The following is a 19,663-nucleotide window of genomic DNA, read 5'->3' as shown; positions in this document are numbered from 1 at the left end:
CCCACCGGGTAACAATTTGCAGGACCAAATTTATCGGAATTCGATAGCCATTGCGCATTGTTCCGATATCCCCATCCAACTAGGTAAGTGCCGCGAAGCCCAGCAGGACACGGCTCGGACACACAAGGCAGTACAACCGCCAACCGGGCCCGAATACTGACAGGATGTGTAACCGCAGGTTGCGATTCGTGCGGCTTCCGACACCTGGAGGGACATGATCAACAAACTGGCCGGGGCGACCGGCGTCTTCGCCGTCGCGATCGGCACCGTGCTCACCGGCGCCGGAGCCGCTCACGCAGACGGAGGCGCCGTCATCGGCGGCGGCTCCGGGATCATCATCGACGATCAATACGAATGCACCGTCACCACCATCGGTTACGACGGTGGCGGTCGCCTGGTCGGCCTCACCGCCGGGCACTGCGGCGACGCGGGCTCCAAGGTCTGGGCCGAAAAGGACCGGGCCGCAGGGCAGATCGGGACGTTCGCCTACTCCAACCACGATCTGGACTACGCCGTCATCCAGTTCGATCCGAACCGGGTCATCCCGGTCAACCGGATCGGCGGGGTCACCATCACCGGTATGGGCGGCCCGGCCAGCTTCCCGGCCATCGTCTGCAAGGAGGGCCGGACCACCGGCAACACCTGCGGCATCGCCTGGGGCGACGTCTTCGACACCAATGTCGAGACCTGGAGCCAGATGTGCGTCGTCGAGGGCGATTCCGGCGCGCCGGTCGTCGTCGGCACCACCCTGGTCGGCATGGTCAACGCCTACCTGGCGGTGGCCTGCTTCGGCCCGGAGGTCGGCACCAATATGAGCGCGATCATGGACGACGTCAACGGACGCGGCGGCGTCGGCGCGGGCTACCGGCCGATCTGACCCGCGCTCGGTCATCCGAGGCGAAAGATGCGGAAAGCGGCGGTGATTCGACAATCACCGCCGCTTTCCGCCGTACCGGTCCTAGAGCGTGTTGACGCAGACGACGAAGTTGCGATCGTCGTAGACGTAGCCCTGGTCGCCGTCGGGGCAGTCGTCGACGCTGGTGCTGTGCTGCACGATCGACACCACCTTCACACCCTCGTTGGCGGTCTTGGTGGTGCAGGGGATGCGGTGCGCGGTGTCGCCGCCGACCTCCATGCAGTCACCCACCACCCAGTCGATGGTCAGGCACAGCGCGCCGGTCTCGGAACCATTGAGGGTCTCGTAGTAGACCTGGTCGGAGTCCTTGCCGCACTGGGCGTTCTGCGGGGCCTTGCCGGTCACCTTGTAGTTGGAGTCCTGGCTGCCGCACACCGCCTTGTCGATGGTGGCGTTCTCCGTGGTGCCGCCCAGCTTCACGCAATCGCCGATCGAGGCGTGGAAGTCGGTCTTGCCGCCGCGGTCGGCGCGCGGAGTGGTGGTGGGCGCACCGGGCTTACCGGGCTTGGTGGGCGTGTTCCCCGGGGTCTTGGTCGGGAGCACGATATCGCCGGGGGCGGCCGTCGGATGGCCGGTGACGGTACTCCCGCAGCCGGCGAGCAGCAGGGCGGCGACGGCGGAGATCGCGGGCACGACGATCCGGGCGGAAAGCTGCTGACGCAACACGGGCGAGTCCTATATTTCGAAACAAACAGGTTTGAGTTGTGCGCCCATGAGTACACCACGGGCACCCAGAAGATCGAATCAAGGCCGCGAACCATTTCATCCGGGCACCCGTATAGGAAGCCATGAGCACCGACATCCTGGAGCGGTACCTCACCTGGCGGCGCGCCCGCGACGGCGATCCCTTCCGGGTGCGCATGCCCACGCTCGGTTCGGTGCTGTTCACCGGCACCGCCGCGGGCGCGCGGGAGATATTCCGGGCGCCCATGGAGCTGCTGGAACCGCCGCTGCCCAATCCCATCGAGCCGATGGTCGGCGCGGCCTCGCTCATCCTGGCCCGCGCCGGACGGCACCGGCGCGAGCGCGCCCTGCTCGCACCCGCCTTCCACCGCAATCGAATCAACGCCTACGGCAACGCCATTCGCGAGGCCACCCGCGCCGAGCTGAACGGCGAACGCACCGGGACGCCGTGGCGGCCGGGCACCCGCGTCGATGCGCGCGCGGCGGCCCGGGCGCTCACGCTGCGGGTGATCCTGGCGGCGGTGTTCGGCATCGACGAACCCGCCCGGCGCGCCGAGTACACCGCCGCCACCACCGCCTTCCTGGAATCCTTCGGCAGCACGCTGTTCCTGGCGCCGGCCCTGCGGCGCACCATGTTCGGGCTGACCGGCTGGGAGCGGTTCAGCGCGGCGCGTGACCGGCTCGACGAACTCATCGACGCCGAGGTGGCACGGCGGCGCGCGGACGGGGGCGGCGGCACGGATCTGCTGGCGCTGCTGCTGGATACGCGCTACGAGGACGGCACCGCCATCACCGACACCGATCTGCGCGAGCAATTGCGCACGCTGCTGGTGGCCGGGCACGAGACCACCGCCACCGCACTGGTATGGGCGCTGTACCGGCTGCACCGGGAACCGGCCACCCTGGCCCGGCTGCGCGGCGAATTGGCCGCTGCCGGAAGCGATCCCGGTCCGGACGAGCTGATGAAGCTGCCCTGTCTGGACGCGGTCTGTCAGGAGACGCTGCGGCTGCATCCGCCGGTGCCGATCGTATTGCGCAGGCTCACCGGTGATTTCACACTCTTGGGGACGCCATTGGTGGCGGGGGACACCATGGGCGTATCGGTGCACCTGCTGCACACCGATCCGGCGGTATGGCCGGAACCACGACGTTTCCGGCCCGAACGGTTTCTCGAGCGCAAATACGGCCCGTTCGAGTACGCGCCGTTCGGGGGCGGGCACCGCCGGTGCATCGGCGCCACCCTGGCCGATTACGAGCTGCGCATCGTGCTGGCAACCGTGCTCAGCGGGGTTCGGATGCGGCTGTCGCCACGGTTCGCGCGCGGGGGCGCGCCGATATCGGTACCGCACACGATCACCGTCGGGCCGCGGCGCGCCATCACCTTCGACATCACCGAGTCGTGAAGCGACGTCGGTGATTTCGATCACAAGTAGGTTTTGGGAAGCGATCACTCCGAAAGCGGCCGTACCGGTGTCACTTTCGGTGAATCGCCGCCCCCATCGGCGCATACACGCTCGGCGAGTAACCAACCCACGGTGTTGTGAGCAACCACACACTTAACGGTCGGTACGTATAACTCGCAGAAGGCGGTTGGCGCACTCGGCAGATCGCTGTAGTAATGAACGCGGGGTTGGGACTACTGCGGGTGAACTGCGCCCGCGTTCTGCGTTTGGAACAAAGATCTGAGAGGACCAAGCTGTGCGCCATACCCGGTATCGGAAGACGGGACTGATCGCCCTTGCCGCCATCGCGGCAACCGGAGCAGTGGTGGCAGCACCCGCCTCAGCGACTCCGCTATGGCCGGGCGGCCCGGACATCCCGGGCACCCCCTCCGCGGTCATGCCGCAGCCCGAGCCGGGCTCGCTGCCGACCGACCCGAACGCCAAGGCGCCGATTCCGCCCGCCAACTTCGCGGCCCCGAACGTCAGCCCCGGCGACGGTGACGTGGTCGGCGTGGCCATGCCCATCATCATCAACTTCAAGGACCCGGTCGGCGACCACGCCGCCGCCGAGAAGTCGATCCGCATCACCTCCACCAACAAGGTGAACGGCCACTTCTACTGGATGGGCGACAAGCAGGTCCGCTGGCGGCCCGAGAACTTCTGGCCCGCCGGCTCCAAGGTGACCGTGCAGGCCGGCGGCACCGACGTGGCCTACTCGATCGGCGACGAGTTCATCACCACCGCCGACGACACCACCCACATGATCACCGTGACCCGCAACGGCGAGGTCGTGAAGACCATGCCGACCTCGATGGGCAAGAAGGGTCACGAGACCCCGAACGGGACCTACATCGTCAGCGAGAAGAACCGCAAGATGATCATGGACTCGTCCACCTACGGCGTGCCGACCACCGCGCCCGAGGGCTACAAGCTCGAGGTCGAGTACGCGACCCGCATGTCCAACAGCGGCATCTTCGTGCACGCCGCCCCGTGGAGCGTGGCGCAGCAGGGCGTCTCCAACGCCTCGCACGGCTGCCTGAACGTCTCCACCGAGGACGCCAAGTGGTTCCAGGAGAACGTGCAGAAGGGCGACCCGGTCATCGTGCAGAACACCGCCGGCGGCACCCTGAACACGGGCGACGGCTGGGGCGATTGGAACTAGCGCTCACTCGTGATCTCGAATGCCCCGCCCTGATGGGCGGGGCATTCGCCGTTGCAGGGAGTGGGTGGGGGGTAACCCATCGCTCCGGGGTTTCACGGGATTGTTCCCGAGCGTCACCAGAGTTGTCCGCTCGTTCATATTGTTTTGGCCTCGAAACATCTTGGGCGGTCGTACGATTCGGCGCATGTCCGCGCCCCTCGGTGGTGTGACCGGTGAACAGTCGGTGGCGGATGCCGACCGACAGTTCAGCGAGCTACCATCCGGAATTAACCAGACAGTTGCCAAAGGCCGCAAGGCTGCCCGGGTGCGAAGCTGGCCCGAACGAGTACTGCCGACGCCCCCGGGGCGTGGGTGGCGAAACCGACCATGGCGGGACTACGCGCTCTTCACCGTCCTGGTCGCGCCCAACCTGATCCTGTTGGGGCTGTTCGTCTATCGGCCGCTGATCGACAACGTGCGGCTGTCGTTCACCGACTGGAACATCTCCGCGACCACCCTGAACTGGGTCGGATTCGACAACTACACCGAATGGTTCAAGCGCGACGACTCCTGGCAGATCGTCGGGAATACCGTGGTGTTCACCATCGCCGCGGTCCTGGGCAGCATGATCCTGGGCCTGGCCCTGGCGCTGCTGCTGGACCGCAAGCTGTTCGGGCGCAATGTGGTTCGATCCGCCATCTTCGCGCCGTACGTCATCTCCGGCGCGGCCATCGGCGTGGGCTTCCAGTTCATCTTCGATCCCGGCTTCGGCCTGATCCCGGACCTGCTGCAGCGGATGGGAATCCATTCCCCCGATTTCGCGCAGGACCCGCACTGGGCGCTGTTCATGATCACGGTCACCTACATCTGGAAGAACCTGGGCTACAGCTTCGTCATCTATCTGGCGGCGCTGCAAGGGGTTCGGACGGACCTCATGGAGGCCGCCGAGATCGACGGCGCGAGCCGCTGGACCACCTTCACGCGGGTGTTGCTGCCGCAGTTGCGGCCGACGACCTACTTCCTGTCGATCACGGTGCTGCTCAACTCGTTGCAGGTCTTCGACCTCATCAATGTGATGACTCGCGGCGGGCCCATCGGCACCGGCACCACCACCATGATCTACCAGGTCTATCGCGAATCCTGGGTCAATCAGCGGGCGGGCTACGGCGCGGCGGTCGCCACCATCATGTTCCTGGTGCTGCTGATCGTGACATTGATCCAGGTGCGCGTCATGGACCGAGGGGACGAGAAGTGAAGCGGCTGAACCTACTGCGCGCATTCCACGACCAGGAGTTCTGGGCCAAGGTCTTCGGCTACGCCGCCATGGCGTGCGTGCTGATCATCATCGGCGTCCCGCTGTACTACATCCTCACGCGCTCGTTCATGGCGCACGCGGAGGTCTACTCCCAGCCGGTCAGCTACTGGCCGAAACAGTGGCTGGGCTCCAACTATCACGACGCCACCACCACGCTGCCGTTCTGGCAGTTCCTGCGCAACTCCCTCATCGTGACCAGCATCGTGTCCGCGGTGAAGTTCGTGCTCGGCGTGCTCAGCGCCTACGGGCTGGTGTTCCTGCGCTTCCCGGGCAAGAACATCGTGTTCCTGGTGATCATCGCGGCGCTCATGGTGCCCAACCAGATCACCATCATCTCCAACTACGCGCTCATCGCGCAGCTGGGCTGGCGGAACACCTTCCAGGGCATCATCGTTCCGCTCTGCGGCGTCGCCTTCGGCACCTTCCTCATGCGCAACCACTTCCTGTCGCTGCCGTCGGAGGTCATCGAGGCGGCCCGGATGGACGGCGCGGGCTGGTGGCGGCTGCTGACCCGGGTGGTGCTGCCCATGTCCGGGCCCACCATGGTGGCGTTCGCGGTGGTCACGCTGGTGAACGAGTGGAACGAATACCTGTGGCCGTTCCTGATGGCCGACGACGCGCGGGTCGCCACCCTGCCGGTCGGCCTGACCCTGCTGCAGAACACCGAGAACCCCAGCGTCACCAACTGGGGACCCGTCATGGCCGGGGTCATCCTGACCATGCTCCCCATCCTCATCGTCTTCCTGGTGCTCCAGCGCCAGATGATCAAGGGCCTCACCTCCGGTGCGGTCAAGGGTTGAGTCCCAGAAGGAGATTCACGTGTCCGATTCACGATTTCCCGCGCTCTCGCGCCGCGGCTTCCTCGGCCTGGCCGGCGCGGCCGCGGGTGCGGTGGCCCTGACCGCGTGCGCCGGGTCCGGTGGCGGCGGCACCCAGGGCGGTGACTCGAAGACCATCACCTTCTGGTCCAACCACCCCGGCACCTCCAAGGACCAGGAAACCGAGCTGATCAACCGGTTCCAGGCCAAGTACCCGGACCTGAAGGTCAACCTGGTCGACGCGGGCAAGAACTACGAGGAGGTCGCGACCAAGTTCAATGCCGCGCTCTCCGGCGGCGAACTGCCCGACGTGGTCATCCTGTCCGACGTGTGGTGGTTCAACTACGCGCTCAACGGGACCATCGAACCGCTGGACAGCCACTTCGCCAGCGCCGGAGTGAACGTGTCCGACTACGTCGACACCTTCATCGGCGACTACAAGTTCAACGGCAAGACCTGGGCGCTGCCCTACTCGCGCTCGACGCAGATCTTCTACTACAACAAGGACGTCTGGGCGAAGGCCGGACTGCCCGACCGCACCCCGAACAGCTGGGACGAATTCGACGAGTGGGGCCCCAAGATCCAGGGCGTGCTCGGCGGCGACAAGTGGGCGCACGGCTGGGGTGACGCGAAGAACTACCTGGCCTGGACCTTCCAGGGCCCCTGCTGGACCTTCGGCGGCGCCTACTCCGACGAGTGGAAGCTGAAGTTCACCGACCCGGCCACCGTCAAGGCCGGCCAGTACCTGCGCGACTCCATCAACACCAAGAAGTACGCCAGCATCCGGCCCACCTACGCGGTCGACTTCGGCAACGGCATCATCGCCTCCGCCATCGGCTCCACCGGCGACCTCAAGAGCATCAAGACCAACTCCGCGGGCAAGACCGAATTCGGCACCGGCTTCCTGCCGCACCCGAACGGGGCCGGCGCCACCACCGGCGGTGCGGGCCTGGCGATTCCGTCGCGCATCAGCGACGCCCGCAAGGAGAACGCGCTGAAGTTCATCGACTTCATCACCAACGCGGCCAACACCTCCTACTTCTCGCAGGCCACCGGCTACATCCCGGTGCGCAAGTCGGCGCAGCAGGATCCGAGCATGGCGGACTTCCTGTCCAAGAACCCGAACTTCAAGACCGCCATCGATCAGCTGCCGCTGACCAAGCCGCAGAACTACGCGCGCGTGTTCGTGCCCGGCGGCGACCAGATCATCGGCACCGGGCTCGAGCAGATCGGCCTGCAGAACCGGGATGTGGCGGGCGCTTTCGGTGACATCACCAACCAGCTGCAGACCATCATCGACCGGCAGATCACGCCCAAGCTGCCCAAGTGAGCAGAACTAGCGAGGAGACCCGCCCGCCATGGCGACTGTGCAGTTCGAGGGTGTTTCCCTCACCTATCCGGGTGCGCCCGGCCCCGCGGTCGACGACCTGAACCTGGAGATCGCCGACGGCGAATTCCTGGTGCTGGTCGGGCCTTCGGGCTGCGGCAAGTCCACCAGTCTGCGCATGCTGGCGGGTCTCGAAGCGGTGACCGCCGGGCGGCTGCGCATCGGCGGAATCGATGTCACCGGCCTGCCGCCGCGCTCGCGCGACGTGGCCATGGTGTTCCAGAGCTACGCGCTCTATCCGAACATGACCGTGGCCGACAATATGGGATTCGCGCTGCGCAATGCCGGAATGAGCAAGGCCGACACCCTGGTTCGGGTCAAGGAGGCCGCGGCCATGCTGGAGCTCGAGGAGCTCCTGGACCGCAAACCCGCGCGACTGTCCGGCGGGCAGCGGCAGCGCGTCGCCATGGGCCGGGCCATCGTGCGGCGGCCGCAGGTGTTCTGCATGGACGAACCGCTGTCCAATCTCGATGCGAAACTGCGGGTCTCGACCCGCTCGCAGATCGCCGCCCTGCAGAAGCGGCTCGGCACCACCACCGTCTACGTCACCCACGACCAGGTCGAGGCCATGACCATGGGGCACCGGGTGGCGGTGATGCGGGACGGGCGGCTGCAGCAGGTGGCCGCGCCGCGCGAGCTCTACGACGACCCGGTCAACACCTTCGTCGCCGGATTCATCGGATCACCCGGCATGAACCTGCTCACCGCGCCCGTGCGCGAGGGCGCCGCGGTGCTCAACGACCTGCGAATCCCGCTGCCGCACAGCGTCGACGGCGCGAGCGTCATCGTCGGCATCCGGCCCGAATCGTGGGAGGTCACCACCGACGCGAGCGATGCGCTCGCGGTCGAGGTGGAGCTGCTCGAGGAGCTGGGCTCGGAATCCTTCGTCTACTCGCACGGCGTGGCCGACGAATGGTCCAGCCGCTCCGGGCGCGTCGTGGCGCGCGTCGACCGCCGCTTCCAGGTCGCGCTCGGGGACCGGCTGTACCTGACGCCCAAACCGGACGAACTGTTCTTCTTCGACGCGGAAACCGAAGAGCGCCTGCGCTGATCCAGCACTACCTGGCCTCGAGCCCCCGCCCAGCAGGGCAGGGGCTCGAGATCGTCACAGGTGAATGATCACCAGATCTTCACGCGCTCGGCCGGATCCAGGTACAGGGCGTCGCCGGGGGTGACCTCGAAGGCTTCATGGAAGCTGTCGAGATTGCGGACGACGCCATTGCAACGGAACTCCGGCGGGGAGTGCGGATCCACCGCCAGCCGGCGGATGGCCTCCTCGGCGCGAGCCTTGGTGCGCCAGACCTGCGCCCAGCCGAAGAACACCCGCTGCAGACCGGTCAGCTCGTCGAGGACGGGGGAGTCCTGCCCCTCGGTGGCGATCTTGTACGCCTCCAGGGCGATCGAGAGACCACCCAGGTCGCCGATGTTCTCGCCGATGGTGAACTCGCCATTGACCGTATGGTCGGCGGACAGGTCCTTGGGCGAGAAGGTGTTGTACTGGGCGATCAACGCCTTGGTGCGCTTACCGAATTCGGTGCGGTCCGACTCGGTCCACCAGTCGATCATGTTGCCGTCGCCGTCGTACTTCGAACCCTGATCGTCGAAGCCGTGACCGATCTCGTGGCCGATGACCGCGCCGATACCGCCGTAGTTGGCGGCGTCGTCGGCGTTCATGTCGAAGAACGGGGGCTGCAGGATCGCGGCCGGGAAGACGATCTCGTTCATGCCCGGGTTGTAGTAGGCGTTCACCGTCTGCGGGGTCATGAACCATTCGCCGCGATCCACCGGGCCGCCCAGCTTGTTCAGATCCCGGTCGTGCTCGGCGGCGTACCCGCTGCGGTAGTTGCCCACCACATCGGCGGGATCCACGGTGACGGCGGCATAGTCGCGCCACTCGTCCGGGTAGCCGATCTTGGGGGTGAACTTCTCCAGCTTGGCCAGCGCCGCCTGCCGGGTGTCCGGGCCCATCCACTCCAACTGGGAGATATTGCGGCGGTAGGCCTCCTGCAGGTTCTCCACCAGCTCGACCATGCGGGCCTTGGCCGCGGGCGGGAAGTGCCGGGCCACATAGAGTTTGCCGACCGCCTCGCCGAGCAGGTCCTGCACCAGGGAGACGCCGCGCTTCCAGCGCTCGCGGTTCTCCTGCGCGCCGGTCAGGGTGCGGCCGTAGAAGTCGAAGCTCTCCTCGACCAGGGCCTCGGTCAGGTACGGGGCGCGGGCCTTCACCACTCGCCAGGCGGCCCAGCCCTTCCAGTCCGCCAGCGACTCCGACGCCCAGGTCTGGGCGAAGGTGCGCACGTAATCGGGCTGGCGCACCACCAGTTCCGCGAACAGCTCCGCGCCCGAGCGGTCCAGGCCCGCGGCCAGCGCGGAAGTCCATGCGGTCCAGTCGAATTCCGGGTTCTCCGCGGCCAGTGCCTCGAAAGTCACCAGGTTGTAGCTCAATTCGGCATCGCGACGGCGCACCACGTCCCAATGGCCCGCGGCCAGCTTGGCTTCCAGGTCGAAGACCCGCTGCGCGTCGTAGTCCAGGCCCGCCAGCTCGAACATGCGGCGCATGTGGGCGATGTACTTCGCGCGGATCTCCGCGTACTCGTCCTTGTGGTAGTACGACTCGTCGGGCAGGCCGATGCCGGACTGGGTGGCGTGCACCAGGTAGCGGGTGGAGTTCTTGTCGTCGGTATCGACGTAGAAGGCCAGCGCGCCGCCGACGCCGGTGCGCTGCAGCCGGCCGATGAGGGCGGCGAACTCCGCGCGGTCGGCGACCGCGGCGACCGCGGCCAACTCCTCGGCGATCGGGGTCAGACCCGCGGCCTCGATGACCTCGGCGGCCATGAAGCTGTTGTACAGATCGCCGATCTTGCGTTCTTCGGAACCGGGCGCGGCGTCCGCGGCCGAGGCGTCCTGGATGATCTTCTGCACATCCAGTTCGGCCTGGTCGTAGAGCGTGCGGAAGGCGCCGTCGACCGCGCGGTCGGCCGGTATTTCGTAGGTGTCCAGCCATTTGCCGTTGACGTGCGCGAACAGGTCGTCCTGCACCCGCACGTCCGCGTCACGGAAGGACAGGTCGATACCGGAGGGAGGCGTCAGCTGCGAAGTCACGGTGTCCAGTATGCCGATTACGAGGGCATCCGGCCGGGGTGTGTGAACTTCGCACCCATTGCGTTCACGATCGGTGAACGCACCGATTCAGGCGCCGACCGGCACCCGGTCGAATTCCCCGTCCCGGGCGCCGTCGATGAAGGCGCGCCATTCGCCGGGGGTGTACACCAGGGTGATCGGTCCGTGCCGGAGTGAGGTGTGGCCGTCCGCACCGGTCTCCGCGATGAGCGCGGTGCGGTGGATATGGCGGCCCAGCACGGCGGCCAGGAATGTCATCCATTCGGCCGCGGTGACGGTGATGATGGGCTCGTCGTCAAGGCGATGTTCCGGATCGCGCCGGTACTTGCTGTCGCGGATGAGCACCGCATCACCGTCGAATCGAACCTCCACGCACTGATTTCCGTTATTGGTACGAGTCGACGTGAACCAGCCGCTGGATTCCGGCTGATACTTCGCGGTGGTAAGCATGGGCAGCATTTTACCGTTACGCATGCGTCTCCTACCCTTGCGAATAGCGTTTGATGAGCTCCAAAGATTCTGCGCGCCCGAGGGATTGGTCGAGTGCGCGCACAAATGCGAACCGCAGATCGCGAATCTGCTCCGGATCCTCCACGGCCCCACCGAAAACCGCGCTCTCCACCCAGGTGAAGGTGGGAAGATATTCGGAAGCGAAATCCAGCAGATGGAAACTCGAACCGCCCAGCATCGCGCCGCAGGTCGCGGTGAACGGAATCACCCGCACCGAAATGGAATCCAGTTCGTCGAGCAGGGTCGCCAGATGTTCGAGTTGGCCGCGCAATACTTTCGGGCCGCCGATCTGCTGCAACAGGGTGGCCTCGCCGATCACCGCGGTGAGTTCCACCCGGTCGGCGCCGCGCAGCCGTTCCTGCCGTTTCAGCCGCACCGACACCAGCTGTTCCACCTGCACCGGGCGGATCATGACGTCGGCGCTGATCAACGCCCGCGCGTATTCCTCGGTCTGCAGCAGGCCCGGCACCACCAGGCTGTCGTAGCTGAGGATGCTCTCGGCGCCCAGCTCCATGCCGTAATACCGTTGCAGCTCAGGCCCGATCAAGGCCGAGGACTTGGCCCACCAGCCGCGCTCCTTGCTGAGCCGCAGCAGCTCCAGCAGTTCGTCGCGCTCCTCGCCCTCCACCTCGAGCAGCTCCAGCACCGGGCCGATGGTGGTCGCGGTGAGGACGCGGCGGCCCTTCTCCACATGCGACCAGTTGGCCGGGGTGAAGCCGACGCGCTTGGCGAACGTCGCCGAATCGAAGCCGCACTGCTCACGTAATTCACGCAGCCGCAGGACCAGCTCCCACCGGGCGACGGTAGGCGAGACGGGTGCCATGGTCGCCGATGCTACGCCGCGAAACTCGCTGGCGTGTGACTATTGTCATAGTGATTGCGCGGGCTTACTGTCGGTAGCAGGAGGTTCGCCATGAGCGCGCTGGACCCGTCCTCGTATACCGCCACCCAGGAAGCGCTGGCCCGGTGCAGGCGCTACCGCAAGGAACACGGCCTGTACGGCGTGGTGGACTCGACACTGGGCCGAATCATGTTGGAGGTCGGGGCCGTCGGCGCCGTGACCATGCCCGCCGAGCTGGGCAGCCGGGTCCGCGACCAGCTCACCGCGCGACAGCGCCGCGGTCCGGTCATCGCCCATCCGCGCTCCGGCCGTTGGACCTTCCTCACCGGGCCCAGCGACGACTCGTACCTCGACATGGCGCTGTTCTCGGACCTGTTCCGCGATTGCGCGTCCGTAGCGCAGCCCGGCAGCACCATCGTGCTGCCCTCACCCACCGACGAGCACAACGCCTACCGCACCTGGATTCACCCGCCGGAAGGCGACTTTCGCCCGGACCTGGCGGACGTGCTCGCCGCCGTGCGCGAATGCCACCCGGGGGCAGCCGGATCCAGCACCGGCGGCATCAGCGCGTCGGAACCGGTGTGAGCGTCACGCTGAACTTGTCCTCCAGCCGCTGATCGAACTCGCGCTGACACTGGTCGATCTTGGCCTGATCACCGTTCGCGTCGCGGACGCACGCCACGAAGTCGGTGGCGCCGGTGTCCTTGAACACCGTCCACACCAGCACGCCGACCACCACACCGCCGATCAGGCTGATCACACCCATGATCGCGCCGGCCAGCGCCATCCCGAATCCGCCGGCCGCCCCGCGCCGCGCCTTCAGCACCGCGAGCAGACCCAGCACGATGGCCACCAGGCCGCAGATCAGGCCGACGATGGTGAACAGGACCGTCCAGAAGGTCAGCAGGCCGATGATGCCGAACACCAGGGCGGTGATGGCCATGCCCTTGCGCTGCGGCGACTCCTGCCAGTACTGCCCGCCGCCCGGCGGCGGATAGTTACCCGGCGGCGGGTACGCGCCCGGCGGGTAGTTGCCCGGCTGCCCCTGCGGCGGCGGGTACTGACCGTACTGGTCCGGCGGCGGGTACTGGTTCATAGCCCGATGCTATTGTCCGCCGAGACGGGCGTGCATCTCCCACACCAGGATCTCCGACGGCAGGTTCGCGGTGACCCGCTGGCCGCCGCTGCGCGCCAGCCGGACCGCGTCACCCTCGTACAGGGTCCCCACGCCCTCCATCTCCACCTCGCCGCGCGCGACGAAAACGTGCAGGTAGGGGGCCTCGGGTAGGCGGACCTCGGCGCCCTCACCGGGCATCCGGGCCACATGCATGGCGGAATGGCTGCTGGCGATGGCGATGGCCGTGCGGTCGCGGTAGCGCGGCAGGCCCGAGGCCACCGTGACCAGATCGCCGCTCGCGAGCTCGGCGTCGATCTCCAGCTGCTGGTAGCCGGGGGTCAGCCCGGAGTCGTCGGGCACCACCCACATCTGCACGAAATGCACCGGCTCCTGGTGTTCGGGGGCGTTGCTGAGCCGCCAGGAGTCGTTCTTCTCCGAGTGCAGGATGCCGGTGCCGGCGCTCATTCGCTGGGCCAGGCCCGGATAGATGACGCCGTTGTGGCCCAGGGAATCCTGGTGCACGAGGCTGCCGCTCAGCACCCAGGTGACGATCTCCATGTCCCGGTGCGGATGGGTCTCGAACCCCTCGCCGGGCAGGACGATGTCCTCGTTGTTGACCAGCAGCAGGCCGTGATGGGTGTTGTCGGGATCGTAGTGTTCTCCGAAGGAGAAAGAATGCTTCGAATCCAGCCACGCCACACGGGTTTTCATGCGGTCGCCGCCACGATGGATATCGATGTGTGGTGTCGTGAGGGTGGACACCGCCGTACTCCTCTCACCGGCGAGCACCGATCGGATTCCAGGGTAGGGGCCGATACAGCGGCCCAACTTGAATTCCGGGTTAAATTCTAGCGTGCGGGCAGCGCTGCCCCACCTGCCGCCGACCAGGTACTACGCTTCCGGCAATCGTCCCGGGCAAATGCCCGGCGATTGTCCGGGCGCCCGGTCGCCGCGTGCCCGGATCCCGTCCCGACCACCAGCGGGTTTCGGTCGGCGACCGTATCATGATGTGCCGCAAGCGAAACGGGAGGGAGAGCAGGGGGATGCGACCCGAGGTACTCGCGGGCATCGAGCGCGAGCTCCGGCAGCAGGCCGAGAGCGAGGGGATCGCTCATTTCGTGATGGGCGTGGCCGTCTTCAGAGATGGCAAACTCCTGGTCGTACGGCGTGTCGAGGCAGGCTCGCACGCTGGCATGTGGGAACTGCCCGGCGGCGGTGTGGAGTCGGGGGAGACCTTCGCCGAGTGCGTGGCCCGCGAACTGTTCGAGGAGACCGGACTGCGGGTCGTGAACATCACCGATGTGCTCGGCGGCTTCGACTACGCCACCCGCACCAAGTCCCGGGTCCGCAAATACAGCTTCGTGGTCGAGGCCGAACCCGGCGAGATCCGGCTCGACCCCCTCGAGCACGACCGCTACCAGTGGATCGATTCCGACACCGTCGACAACCTGCCGATGGCCGACGATATGCGCGCCGCGGTGTTCGCCCTGGTCACCACGCACCCGTCCCGGTGACCGCGCCCCCGCCCGCCGAGCCGCGCACCCGGCTCGCCGCGGTGACGGCCGCGCTGCGCGAGAACCCGGGCACCCTGCGTCTGACCCTGGTCCGGCTCGCCGGGCAGTTCGGCGACGGCATGTTCCAGGCCGCGCTGTCGGGCGCGATCCTGTTCAATCCGGAACGGCAGACCGATCCGCTGGCCATCGCGGGCGGCTTCGCCGCCCTGCTGCTGCCGTATTCGATCATCGGGCCGTTCGCGGGCGCACTGCTCGACCGCTGGGACCGGCGCCGGGTGCTGCTCTACGCCAACCTGCTGCGAGCCGTGCTCATCGTGGCCATCGCGGGCGGGCTGCTGGCCGGGATCCGGGCCACGCCGCTGCTGCTGGGCGCGCTGGCCGTGGTCGGGGTGAGCCGCTTCGTCGGCGCGGGCGTCTCCGCGGCACTGCCCAAGGTGCTGGCCCAGCGCTGGCTGGTCCCGATGAACTCGGTGCTGGCGACGGTGGCCTCCGGATGCGCGATTCTCGGCGCGGGCCTGGGGTTCTCGCTCATCGGCCTGATCGGGGCCGGTGACTTCGCCTCGGCGGTGGCGACCGCCGCCAGCGCCTCGGGCTCGATCGTGAGCGGGCTGGTGGTCGCCGGATTCCGGCCCCGGGCCCTGGGTCCCGACCGGGACCGGCCCACCGGCGCCACCGCCGGTGGCCTGGCCACCGTGCGGGCCATCGCCGCCGGACTGCGGCGCGGCGCCACCGCGGCCTGGGGGTCGCGGGACGTGACCACCGCGTTCCTCGGAATCGGCGCGCACCGCGTCGTGTTCGGCGCGGACACCCTGCTCATGGTGCTGGCGCTGCGACGCGGCGACGAGTCCGCGGTCGGCACCCACCTCGCCAAGTTCAGCGCGGCCATCACCGCCACCGGGGCGGGACTGGTGACCGCGGCCGTGGTGGCCCCGTTCCTGATTCCGCGGCTGGGCCGCGCACGCACGGTGGTGAGCTGCCTGGTGGCCGCGACCATCGTGCAGCTGACCCTGGTCGTGCCGATCACCGTCGCCACCGGCGAGACCGAGCGCCGGGCGGAACTGCTGCTGCTCGCGGCGGCCTTCCTGCTCGGGCTGGCCGGGCAGGTGATCAAGCTGACCGGCGACGCGGCCATGCAGATCGAGATCGACGACACCCACCGCGGGCAGGTGTTCGCGCTGCAGGACACGGTCTTCAACATCACCTTCGTGCTGGCGCTGGCCGGGACCGCGCTGCTGATTCCGGCGGACGGGCGCTCCCCGGCGGTGGTGGTGGCCGCGGCCGCCGTCTACGGATGCGGGATCGTCGCCATCGCCGCGAATTCCCACCGCCGGATCGGTCCGGCCGCGGCATAGGTATCGGCTCGATCACACCGTCGCGGCGACACGCGGCTGCGCTCTGGCGGATGCGGCCGGCCCCGATACCGTGGATTCAATGACTGCGCGGCGCTCCGAAGCACCTGCGGCACTGGCACTCTCCAGCCTGGCGATGGCCGGGGTCATGCTGCTGCCCGGCGTGCCCGCCACCGCGCACGCCCTGGCCCCCTGGGCCCCGCCGCCGCTGAACGCCTGCGGGGAAACGGGATTCGATCCGCTGGCCCGGGAACCGAATCCGGACCTCCCGCCGCCGCCACCCCCGCCGGTGGACACCACCATCCACATCCAGGTCCCGGTCCCGACGTTCACGCCGGTCCCGATGCCCGGACCCCGGCAGGACAACACCCGCATCGACCCGGCGCCGCTGCCCGCGGACCCGTGCACCAACCCCTGCCCGGACATTCGCACCGACCAGAGCCCCCGGCCCGAGAACCTCCCGCCCGAGACCGATCCGGCCGAGCCGACCGACGACGGCGAGGACGCTCCCGGCGAACCGCCCGCCACCGGGCCGGCACCCGAATCCGCGCCCCCGCCACAGGCCGGCAGCGGATCGGGCGGAATCCCGTTGCCACGGCTCCAGATCGACCAGATCCCCGAGACCATCCCGATCCCGGTCCCCGGCGGCGAGCCCCCCGAACCGCAGCCGCAGCCCGCACCGGCGGTGCAGCCCCTGGCGCCCGCGCCGGTCGCCGCGCCCGTCGCCCCGGTCGCGCTCGACGAGCTGGAGCTGGTGAATCAGGTGACCGGGCACGGCTCCACCAATCGCACCGATATGCGCTGGTCGGTGGACGGCACCGACCTCGGCCTGATGTGGGAGACCGAGCCCGGACGGATCGCCGTCGTGTTCGGCGACACCTTCGGCAAGGGCTGGGAGCCGGTCGGGGCGGGCAACGGGGACCAGGACTGGCGCAGCAACGCCATCGCCTTCAGCACCGAGCGCGACCTGTCCAAGGGCCTGGTCCTGGACACCTTCGCCCAGGACAGCCGCTGCCACGCGGCCGAGATCCTGGCCAGCCGCAAGGTCGACAACTTCGAGATCACCACCATCCCCACCTCCGGATTCGCGCTGCACGGCCGGCAGTACCTGACCTACATGTCGGTGGCGCGGTGGAGCCGGCTCAAGCCCGGCATGTGGTGGACCAATCTGGGCGGGCTGGCCTGGTCCGACGACGGCGGCGACACCTGGACCAAATCCGAATGGGCGCGCTGGGACAACGTTTTCGGCCTCGGACGCTTCCAGGTGATGGCGATGGCCCCGCACGACGGGTACGCCTACATGTTCGGCACGCCCAACGGCCGGTTCGGCACCATCGCGCTGGCCCGGGTGCCCAGCGATCAGGTGCTCAACAAGTCGGCGTACCAGTACTGGATCAACAACACCTGGGTGCCCGCGTTCGGGCCCGACGAATTGTTCGCCACGCCGGTGGTTTCCGGCACCGCGGGGGAGGTGTCGGTGCGGTACGACGCGTCGACGCGACGGTGGCAGATGCTCTACCTGGACCTCGACCGGCAAGCGCTGGTGCTGCGCACCGCCACCGAACCGCAAGGGACGTGGACCGATCCGGTGCCGCTGGTCGACACCCGCGAATATCCCACCACCTACGGCGGATTCATCCATCCGTGGTCGCGCGGAAACGATCTGTACTTCACCATGTCGGCGTGGAACAGCTACAACGTGTATCTCATGCACGCGACGCTGAAGTAACGCAACGGAATCCGGGGCGGCCCGGTCACTCGATGCGGCGGAAGCGCAGCGCCTGCCCCGGCCGGGCTTGGGCCACCGCGTCCACGTCGGCGTCCACCACCACCGCGATCACCGGGTAGCCGCCGGTGATCGGGTGATCCGCCAGGAACACCACGGGCTGGCCGCTGGGCGGCACCTGCACCGAACCCAAGGCCATACCCTCCGTGGGCAATTCACCGGCGACGCTGCGCCGCAACGCGGGCCCGCGCCGCCGGTCCAGCCGGGCGCCGATCCGGTCGGTGTCCTGCGATACCGTCCACTCGCCCGCGAAGAGCGCCGCGGCGTCGGTGAACCAGTCGGCGCGCGGTCCGGGCACCGCGCGCACCGTGAGCAGGTCGTTGCCCAGCGCCGGGACGGGCGCGACATCCACGATCGGCAGTGCGCGCGGCGGCGGGCCCACCGGCAGCAGGTCACCCGGGCGCAGGGGTTCGGGGCCGATGCCGGAGAGGGTGTCGCGGCTGCGGGAACCCAGCACCGGCGAGACCTCGATCCCGCCGCGCACCGCCACATAGCTGCGCAAGCCGGTACCGGCGAGACCGAGCCGAAGCCGTTGTCCCTCCTCGATTTCCAGCACGCTGGCCGTGCCCATCCGGCGTTCGTCGACCGTGACGGGGGCCGGCGCGCCGGTCACCGCCACCGTGACGTGCCGCTGGGCCAGCAGCTCCAGGCCGCCCAGCAGCACCTCGATGCCGGCCGCCCCCTCGGCATTGCCGACCAGTCGGTTCGCCAGCCGTAGTGAGGCCCGATCCGCGGCCCCGGCCGCACCCACCCCCGAATCGAACCAGCCCGGACGGCCCAGATCCTGAATGGTGGCCAGCGGCCCCACCCGATCGACCCGCAGTGCGCTCATGGCTTACCTCCCCGCGTCGACGAACCGGACCGGCGTCCCCGCGCGTACGAGGGCGGGCGGATCCCGGTCCACATCCCACAACGATGAATCGGTGGTGCCGATCAACTGCCATCCGCCCGGGCTGCGGCGCGGGTAGACGGCCGAATAGCCGCCCGCCAAGGCCACCGCGCCCGCCGGGATCGCGGTCCGCGACTGGGTGCGCCGCGGCACGGTCAGCCGAGCGTCGGGTGATTCCAGATAACCGAAACCGGGCGCGAAACCCACGAAGGCGCAATGCCATACGGTTCCGGTGTGCTGGGCGACGACCTCGGCCTCGGACAGGCCCAGCAGACGCGCGACCTCGGCGAGATCCTCGCCGTCGTAGCGGACCGGAATCACGACCGGTTCGCGCCGGGCGGACCGCTCACGAGCGCCCGCGGCATCGTCCGGACTCCACTCGGCGGCAGGCCCGCCCGGTGACCGCCGATCACCGGCGCCGACCCGCGCCGCCGCGTCCAGCCGGTTCAGCAGGGCCAGCAACCGCTTTCGCACCGGCACCAGCCACCGCGGCGAATCCAGGGTCACCAAGACGGTCTCGGCGGCCGGCAGGACGTCCAGCACACCGCGGGGTCGCGGCTCCAAGGCCGACACCAGCTCCGCGACCATGGCGCGCAGCGGCGGAATCACCAGCAGCGCACGGTCACCCGCCGCCCGCACCTCGCCGGCGGCGTCGATCTGCCCGGGATCGGTCATGGCGCCCCATCCCCGATCAGGTGAAAGCCCGCACGGGCGTGCCGGATTCGTCGAGCGCCGCGCGGATCCGGCGGGCCATCTCCACCGCGGCCGGAGTGTCGCCGTGCACGCAGATGCTGGCGGCCGTCACCGCCACCGTGCCGCCGTCCACGGCCGCCG

At 68.3% G+C, this 19,663-nt stretch carries 20 protein-coding genes; 11 read left to right on the top strand and 9 right to left on the bottom strand.

The window, feature by feature from the left end; all coding sequences use genetic code 11:
• Positions 1–214 precede the first annotated feature (214 nt).
• On the top strand, positions 215–877 hold the full coding sequence (locus tag ACWELJ_RS19180) for a serine protease (protein ID WP_452367481.1): 663 nt from the start codon (positions 215–217) through the stop codon (positions 875–877).
• An 81-nt stretch (positions 878–958) separates the two neighbouring features.
• Here ACWELJ_RS19180 and lppU read toward each other — a convergent pair whose 3' ends face one another.
• A complete protein-coding gene (gene lppU / locus ACWELJ_RS19175; RefSeq protein WP_452367480.1) occupies positions 959–1,582 on the bottom strand; it encodes an LppU family putative lipoprotein in 624 nt (207 codons plus the stop codon).
• Positions 1,583–1,704: 122 nt separating this feature from the next.
• Here lppU and ACWELJ_RS19170 point away from each other — a divergent pair, with 122 nt between their 5' ends.
• The 6 genes from ACWELJ_RS19170 to ACWELJ_RS19145 all read left to right on the top strand — a co-directional run bounded on the left by ACWELJ_RS19170 (position 1,705) and on the right by ACWELJ_RS19145 (position 8,754).
• Positions 1,705–3,003 carry a cytochrome P450 gene (locus ACWELJ_RS19170; protein WP_452367479.1) on the top strand — a complete coding sequence of 433 codons (1,299 nt, stop codon included), beginning with the start codon at positions 1,705–1,707 and terminating at the stop codon, positions 3,001–3,003.
• Positions 3,004–3,298: 295 nt separating this feature from the next.
• Positions 3,299–4,204 carry a L,D-transpeptidase gene (locus ACWELJ_RS19165; RefSeq protein ID WP_452367478.1) on the top strand — a complete coding sequence of 302 codons (906 nt, stop codon included), beginning with the start codon at positions 3,299–3,301 and terminating at the stop codon, positions 4,202–4,204.
• Between the two features lie 304 nt (positions 4,205–4,508).
• Entirely contained in the window at positions 4,509–5,438 is a 930-nt protein-coding gene (locus tag ACWELJ_RS19160; protein ID WP_452367477.1) for a carbohydrate ABC transporter permease, read from the top strand.
• Between the two features lie 68 nt (positions 5,439–5,506).
• On the top strand, positions 5,507–6,298 hold the full coding sequence (locus ACWELJ_RS19155; protein WP_452367497.1) for a carbohydrate ABC transporter permease: 792 nt from the start codon (positions 5,507–5,509) through the stop codon (positions 6,296–6,298).
• 19 nt (positions 6,299–6,317) lie between these two features.
• Entirely contained in the window at positions 6,318–7,646 is a 1,329-nt protein-coding gene (locus ACWELJ_RS19150) for an ABC transporter substrate-binding protein (RefSeq protein WP_452367476.1), read from the top strand.
• A 28-nt stretch (positions 7,647–7,674) separates the two neighbouring features.
• Positions 7,675–8,754 (top strand): ABC transporter ATP-binding protein, encoded by a 1,080-nt coding sequence (locus tag ACWELJ_RS19145; protein WP_452367475.1) that lies wholly within the window; start codon positions 7,675–7,677, stop codon positions 8,752–8,754.
• A gap of 68 nt (positions 8,755–8,822) precedes the next feature.
• Here the strand turns inward: ACWELJ_RS19145 and ACWELJ_RS19140 are convergent, their stop codons facing one another.
• The 3 genes from ACWELJ_RS19140 to ACWELJ_RS19130 form a co-directional block, all read right to left on the bottom strand.
• On the bottom strand, positions 8,823–10,805 hold the full coding sequence (locus tag ACWELJ_RS19140; protein WP_452367474.1) for a M13 family metallopeptidase: 1,983 nt from the start codon (positions 10,803–10,805) through the stop codon (positions 8,823–8,825).
• An 87-nt stretch (positions 10,806–10,892) separates the two neighbouring features.
• Positions 10,893–11,273, bottom strand: coding sequence for a DUF397 domain-containing protein (locus ACWELJ_RS19135; RefSeq protein WP_452367473.1), 381 nt, complete (start codon positions 11,271–11,273; stop codon positions 10,893–10,895).
• Between the two features lie 31 nt (positions 11,274–11,304).
• The gene (locus ACWELJ_RS19130) at positions 11,305–12,156 is read right to left on the bottom strand and encodes a Scr1 family TA system antitoxin-like transcriptional regulator (RefSeq protein ID WP_452367472.1); all 852 of its coding nucleotides are present in this window, start codon (positions 12,154–12,156) and stop codon (positions 11,305–11,307) included.
• A gap of 90 nt (positions 12,157–12,246) precedes the next feature.
• On the opposite strand from ACWELJ_RS19130, the gene ACWELJ_RS19125 reads away from it, so the two are divergent.
• Entirely contained in the window at positions 12,247–12,759 is a 513-nt protein-coding gene (locus tag ACWELJ_RS19125) for a hypothetical protein (RefSeq protein WP_452367471.1), read from the top strand.
• On the opposite strand, the gene ACWELJ_RS19120 is transcribed toward ACWELJ_RS19125, so the two are convergent.
• On the bottom strand, positions 12,737–13,270 hold the full coding sequence (locus tag ACWELJ_RS19120; protein ID WP_452367470.1) for a DUF4190 domain-containing protein: 534 nt from the start codon (positions 13,268–13,270) through the stop codon (positions 12,737–12,739). The genes ACWELJ_RS19125 and ACWELJ_RS19120 overlap by 23 nt on opposite strands.
• A gap of 9 nt (positions 13,271–13,279) precedes the next feature.
• Positions 13,280–14,053 (bottom strand): pirin family protein, encoded by a 774-nt coding sequence (locus tag ACWELJ_RS19115; RefSeq protein WP_452367469.1) that lies wholly within the window; start codon positions 14,051–14,053, stop codon positions 13,280–13,282.
• 281 nt (positions 14,054–14,334) lie between these two features.
• Here ACWELJ_RS19115 and ACWELJ_RS19110 point away from each other — a divergent pair, with 281 nt between their 5' ends.
• From ACWELJ_RS19110 to ACWELJ_RS19100, 3 genes are all read left to right on the top strand, one after another.
• Positions 14,335–14,805, top strand: a complete 471-nt coding sequence (locus ACWELJ_RS19110; RefSeq protein WP_452367468.1) for an NUDIX hydrolase — start codon at positions 14,335–14,337, stop codon at positions 14,803–14,805.
• A complete protein-coding gene (locus ACWELJ_RS19105; RefSeq protein WP_452367467.1) occupies positions 14,802–16,157 on the top strand; it encodes an MFS transporter in 1,356 nt (451 codons plus the stop codon). The genes ACWELJ_RS19110 and ACWELJ_RS19105 overlap by 4 nt, the downstream gene beginning before the upstream one ends.
• A 79-nt stretch (positions 16,158–16,236) precedes the next feature.
• A complete protein-coding gene (locus ACWELJ_RS19100) occupies positions 16,237–17,883 on the top strand; it encodes a DUF4185 domain-containing protein (protein ID WP_452367466.1) in 1,647 nt (548 codons plus the stop codon).
• A gap of 25 nt (positions 17,884–17,908) precedes the next feature.
• On the opposite strand, the gene ACWELJ_RS19095 is transcribed toward ACWELJ_RS19100, so the two are convergent.
• Genes ACWELJ_RS19095 through ACWELJ_RS19085 form a run of 3 tightly spaced genes read right to left on the bottom strand, consistent with a single transcriptional unit; the run spans position 17,909 to position 19,655 of the window.
• Positions 17,909–18,772, bottom strand: a complete 864-nt coding sequence (locus ACWELJ_RS19095; RefSeq protein WP_452367465.1) for a 5-oxoprolinase subunit C family protein — start codon at positions 18,770–18,772, stop codon at positions 17,909–17,911.
• A 3-nt stretch (positions 18,773–18,775) separates the two neighbouring features.
• Positions 18,776–19,504 (bottom strand): 5-oxoprolinase subunit B family protein, encoded by a 729-nt coding sequence (locus ACWELJ_RS19090; protein WP_452367464.1) that lies wholly within the window; start codon positions 19,502–19,504, stop codon positions 18,776–18,778.
• A gap of 16 nt (positions 19,505–19,520) precedes the next feature.
• Complete coding sequence (locus ACWELJ_RS19085; RefSeq protein WP_452367496.1) at positions 19,521–19,655, bottom strand: LamB/YcsF family protein; 135 nt, start codon at positions 19,653–19,655, stop codon at positions 19,521–19,523.
• Between the last annotated feature and the right edge of the window lie 8 nt (positions 19,656–19,663).

Source organism: Nocardia sp. NPDC004582, assembly GCF_053602115.1.
Note: the sequence above shows the minus strand (reverse complement) of the source record. Positions and strands in the feature narration are given on the sequence as shown.

Coding starts and splice junctions, on each gene's coding strand:
- ACWELJ_RS19180 (WP_452367481.1), top strand. CDS start 215: ATGATCAACAAACTGGCCGGGGCGACCGGCGTCTTCGCCGTCGCGATC.
- ACWELJ_RS19170 (WP_452367479.1), top strand. CDS start 1,705: ATGAGCACCGACATCCTGGAGCGGTACCTCACCTGGCGGCGCGCCCGC.
- ACWELJ_RS19155 (WP_452367497.1), top strand. CDS start 5,507: ATGGCGTGCGTGCTGATCATCATCGGCGTCCCGCTGTACTACATCCTC.
- ACWELJ_RS19145 (WP_452367475.1), top strand. CDS start 7,675: ATGGCGACTGTGCAGTTCGAGGGTGTTTCCCTCACCTATCCGGGTGCG.
- ACWELJ_RS19135 (WP_452367473.1), bottom strand. CDS start 11,273: ATGCTTACCACCGCGAAGTATCAGCCGGAATCCAGCGGCTGGTTCACG.
- ACWELJ_RS19130 (WP_452367472.1), bottom strand. CDS start 12,156: ATGGCACCCGTCTCGCCTACCGTCGCCCGGTGGGAGCTGGTCCTGCGG.
- ACWELJ_RS19125 (WP_452367471.1), top strand. CDS start 12,247: ATGAGCGCGCTGGACCCGTCCTCGTATACCGCCACCCAGGAAGCGCTG.
- ACWELJ_RS19120 (WP_452367470.1), bottom strand. CDS start 13,270: ATGAACCAGTACCCGCCGCCGGACCAGTACGGTCAGTACCCGCCGCCG.
- ACWELJ_RS19110 (WP_452367468.1), top strand. CDS start 14,335: ATGCGACCCGAGGTACTCGCGGGCATCGAGCGCGAGCTCCGGCAGCAG.
- ACWELJ_RS19100 (WP_452367466.1), top strand. CDS start 16,237: ATGACTGCGCGGCGCTCCGAAGCACCTGCGGCACTGGCACTCTCCAGC.
- ACWELJ_RS19095 (WP_452367465.1), bottom strand. CDS start 18,772: ATGAGCGCACTGCGGGTCGATCGGGTGGGGCCGCTGGCCACCATTCAG.
- ACWELJ_RS19090 (WP_452367464.1), bottom strand. CDS start 19,504: ATGACCGATCCCGGGCAGATCGACGCCGCCGGCGAGGTGCGGGCGGCG.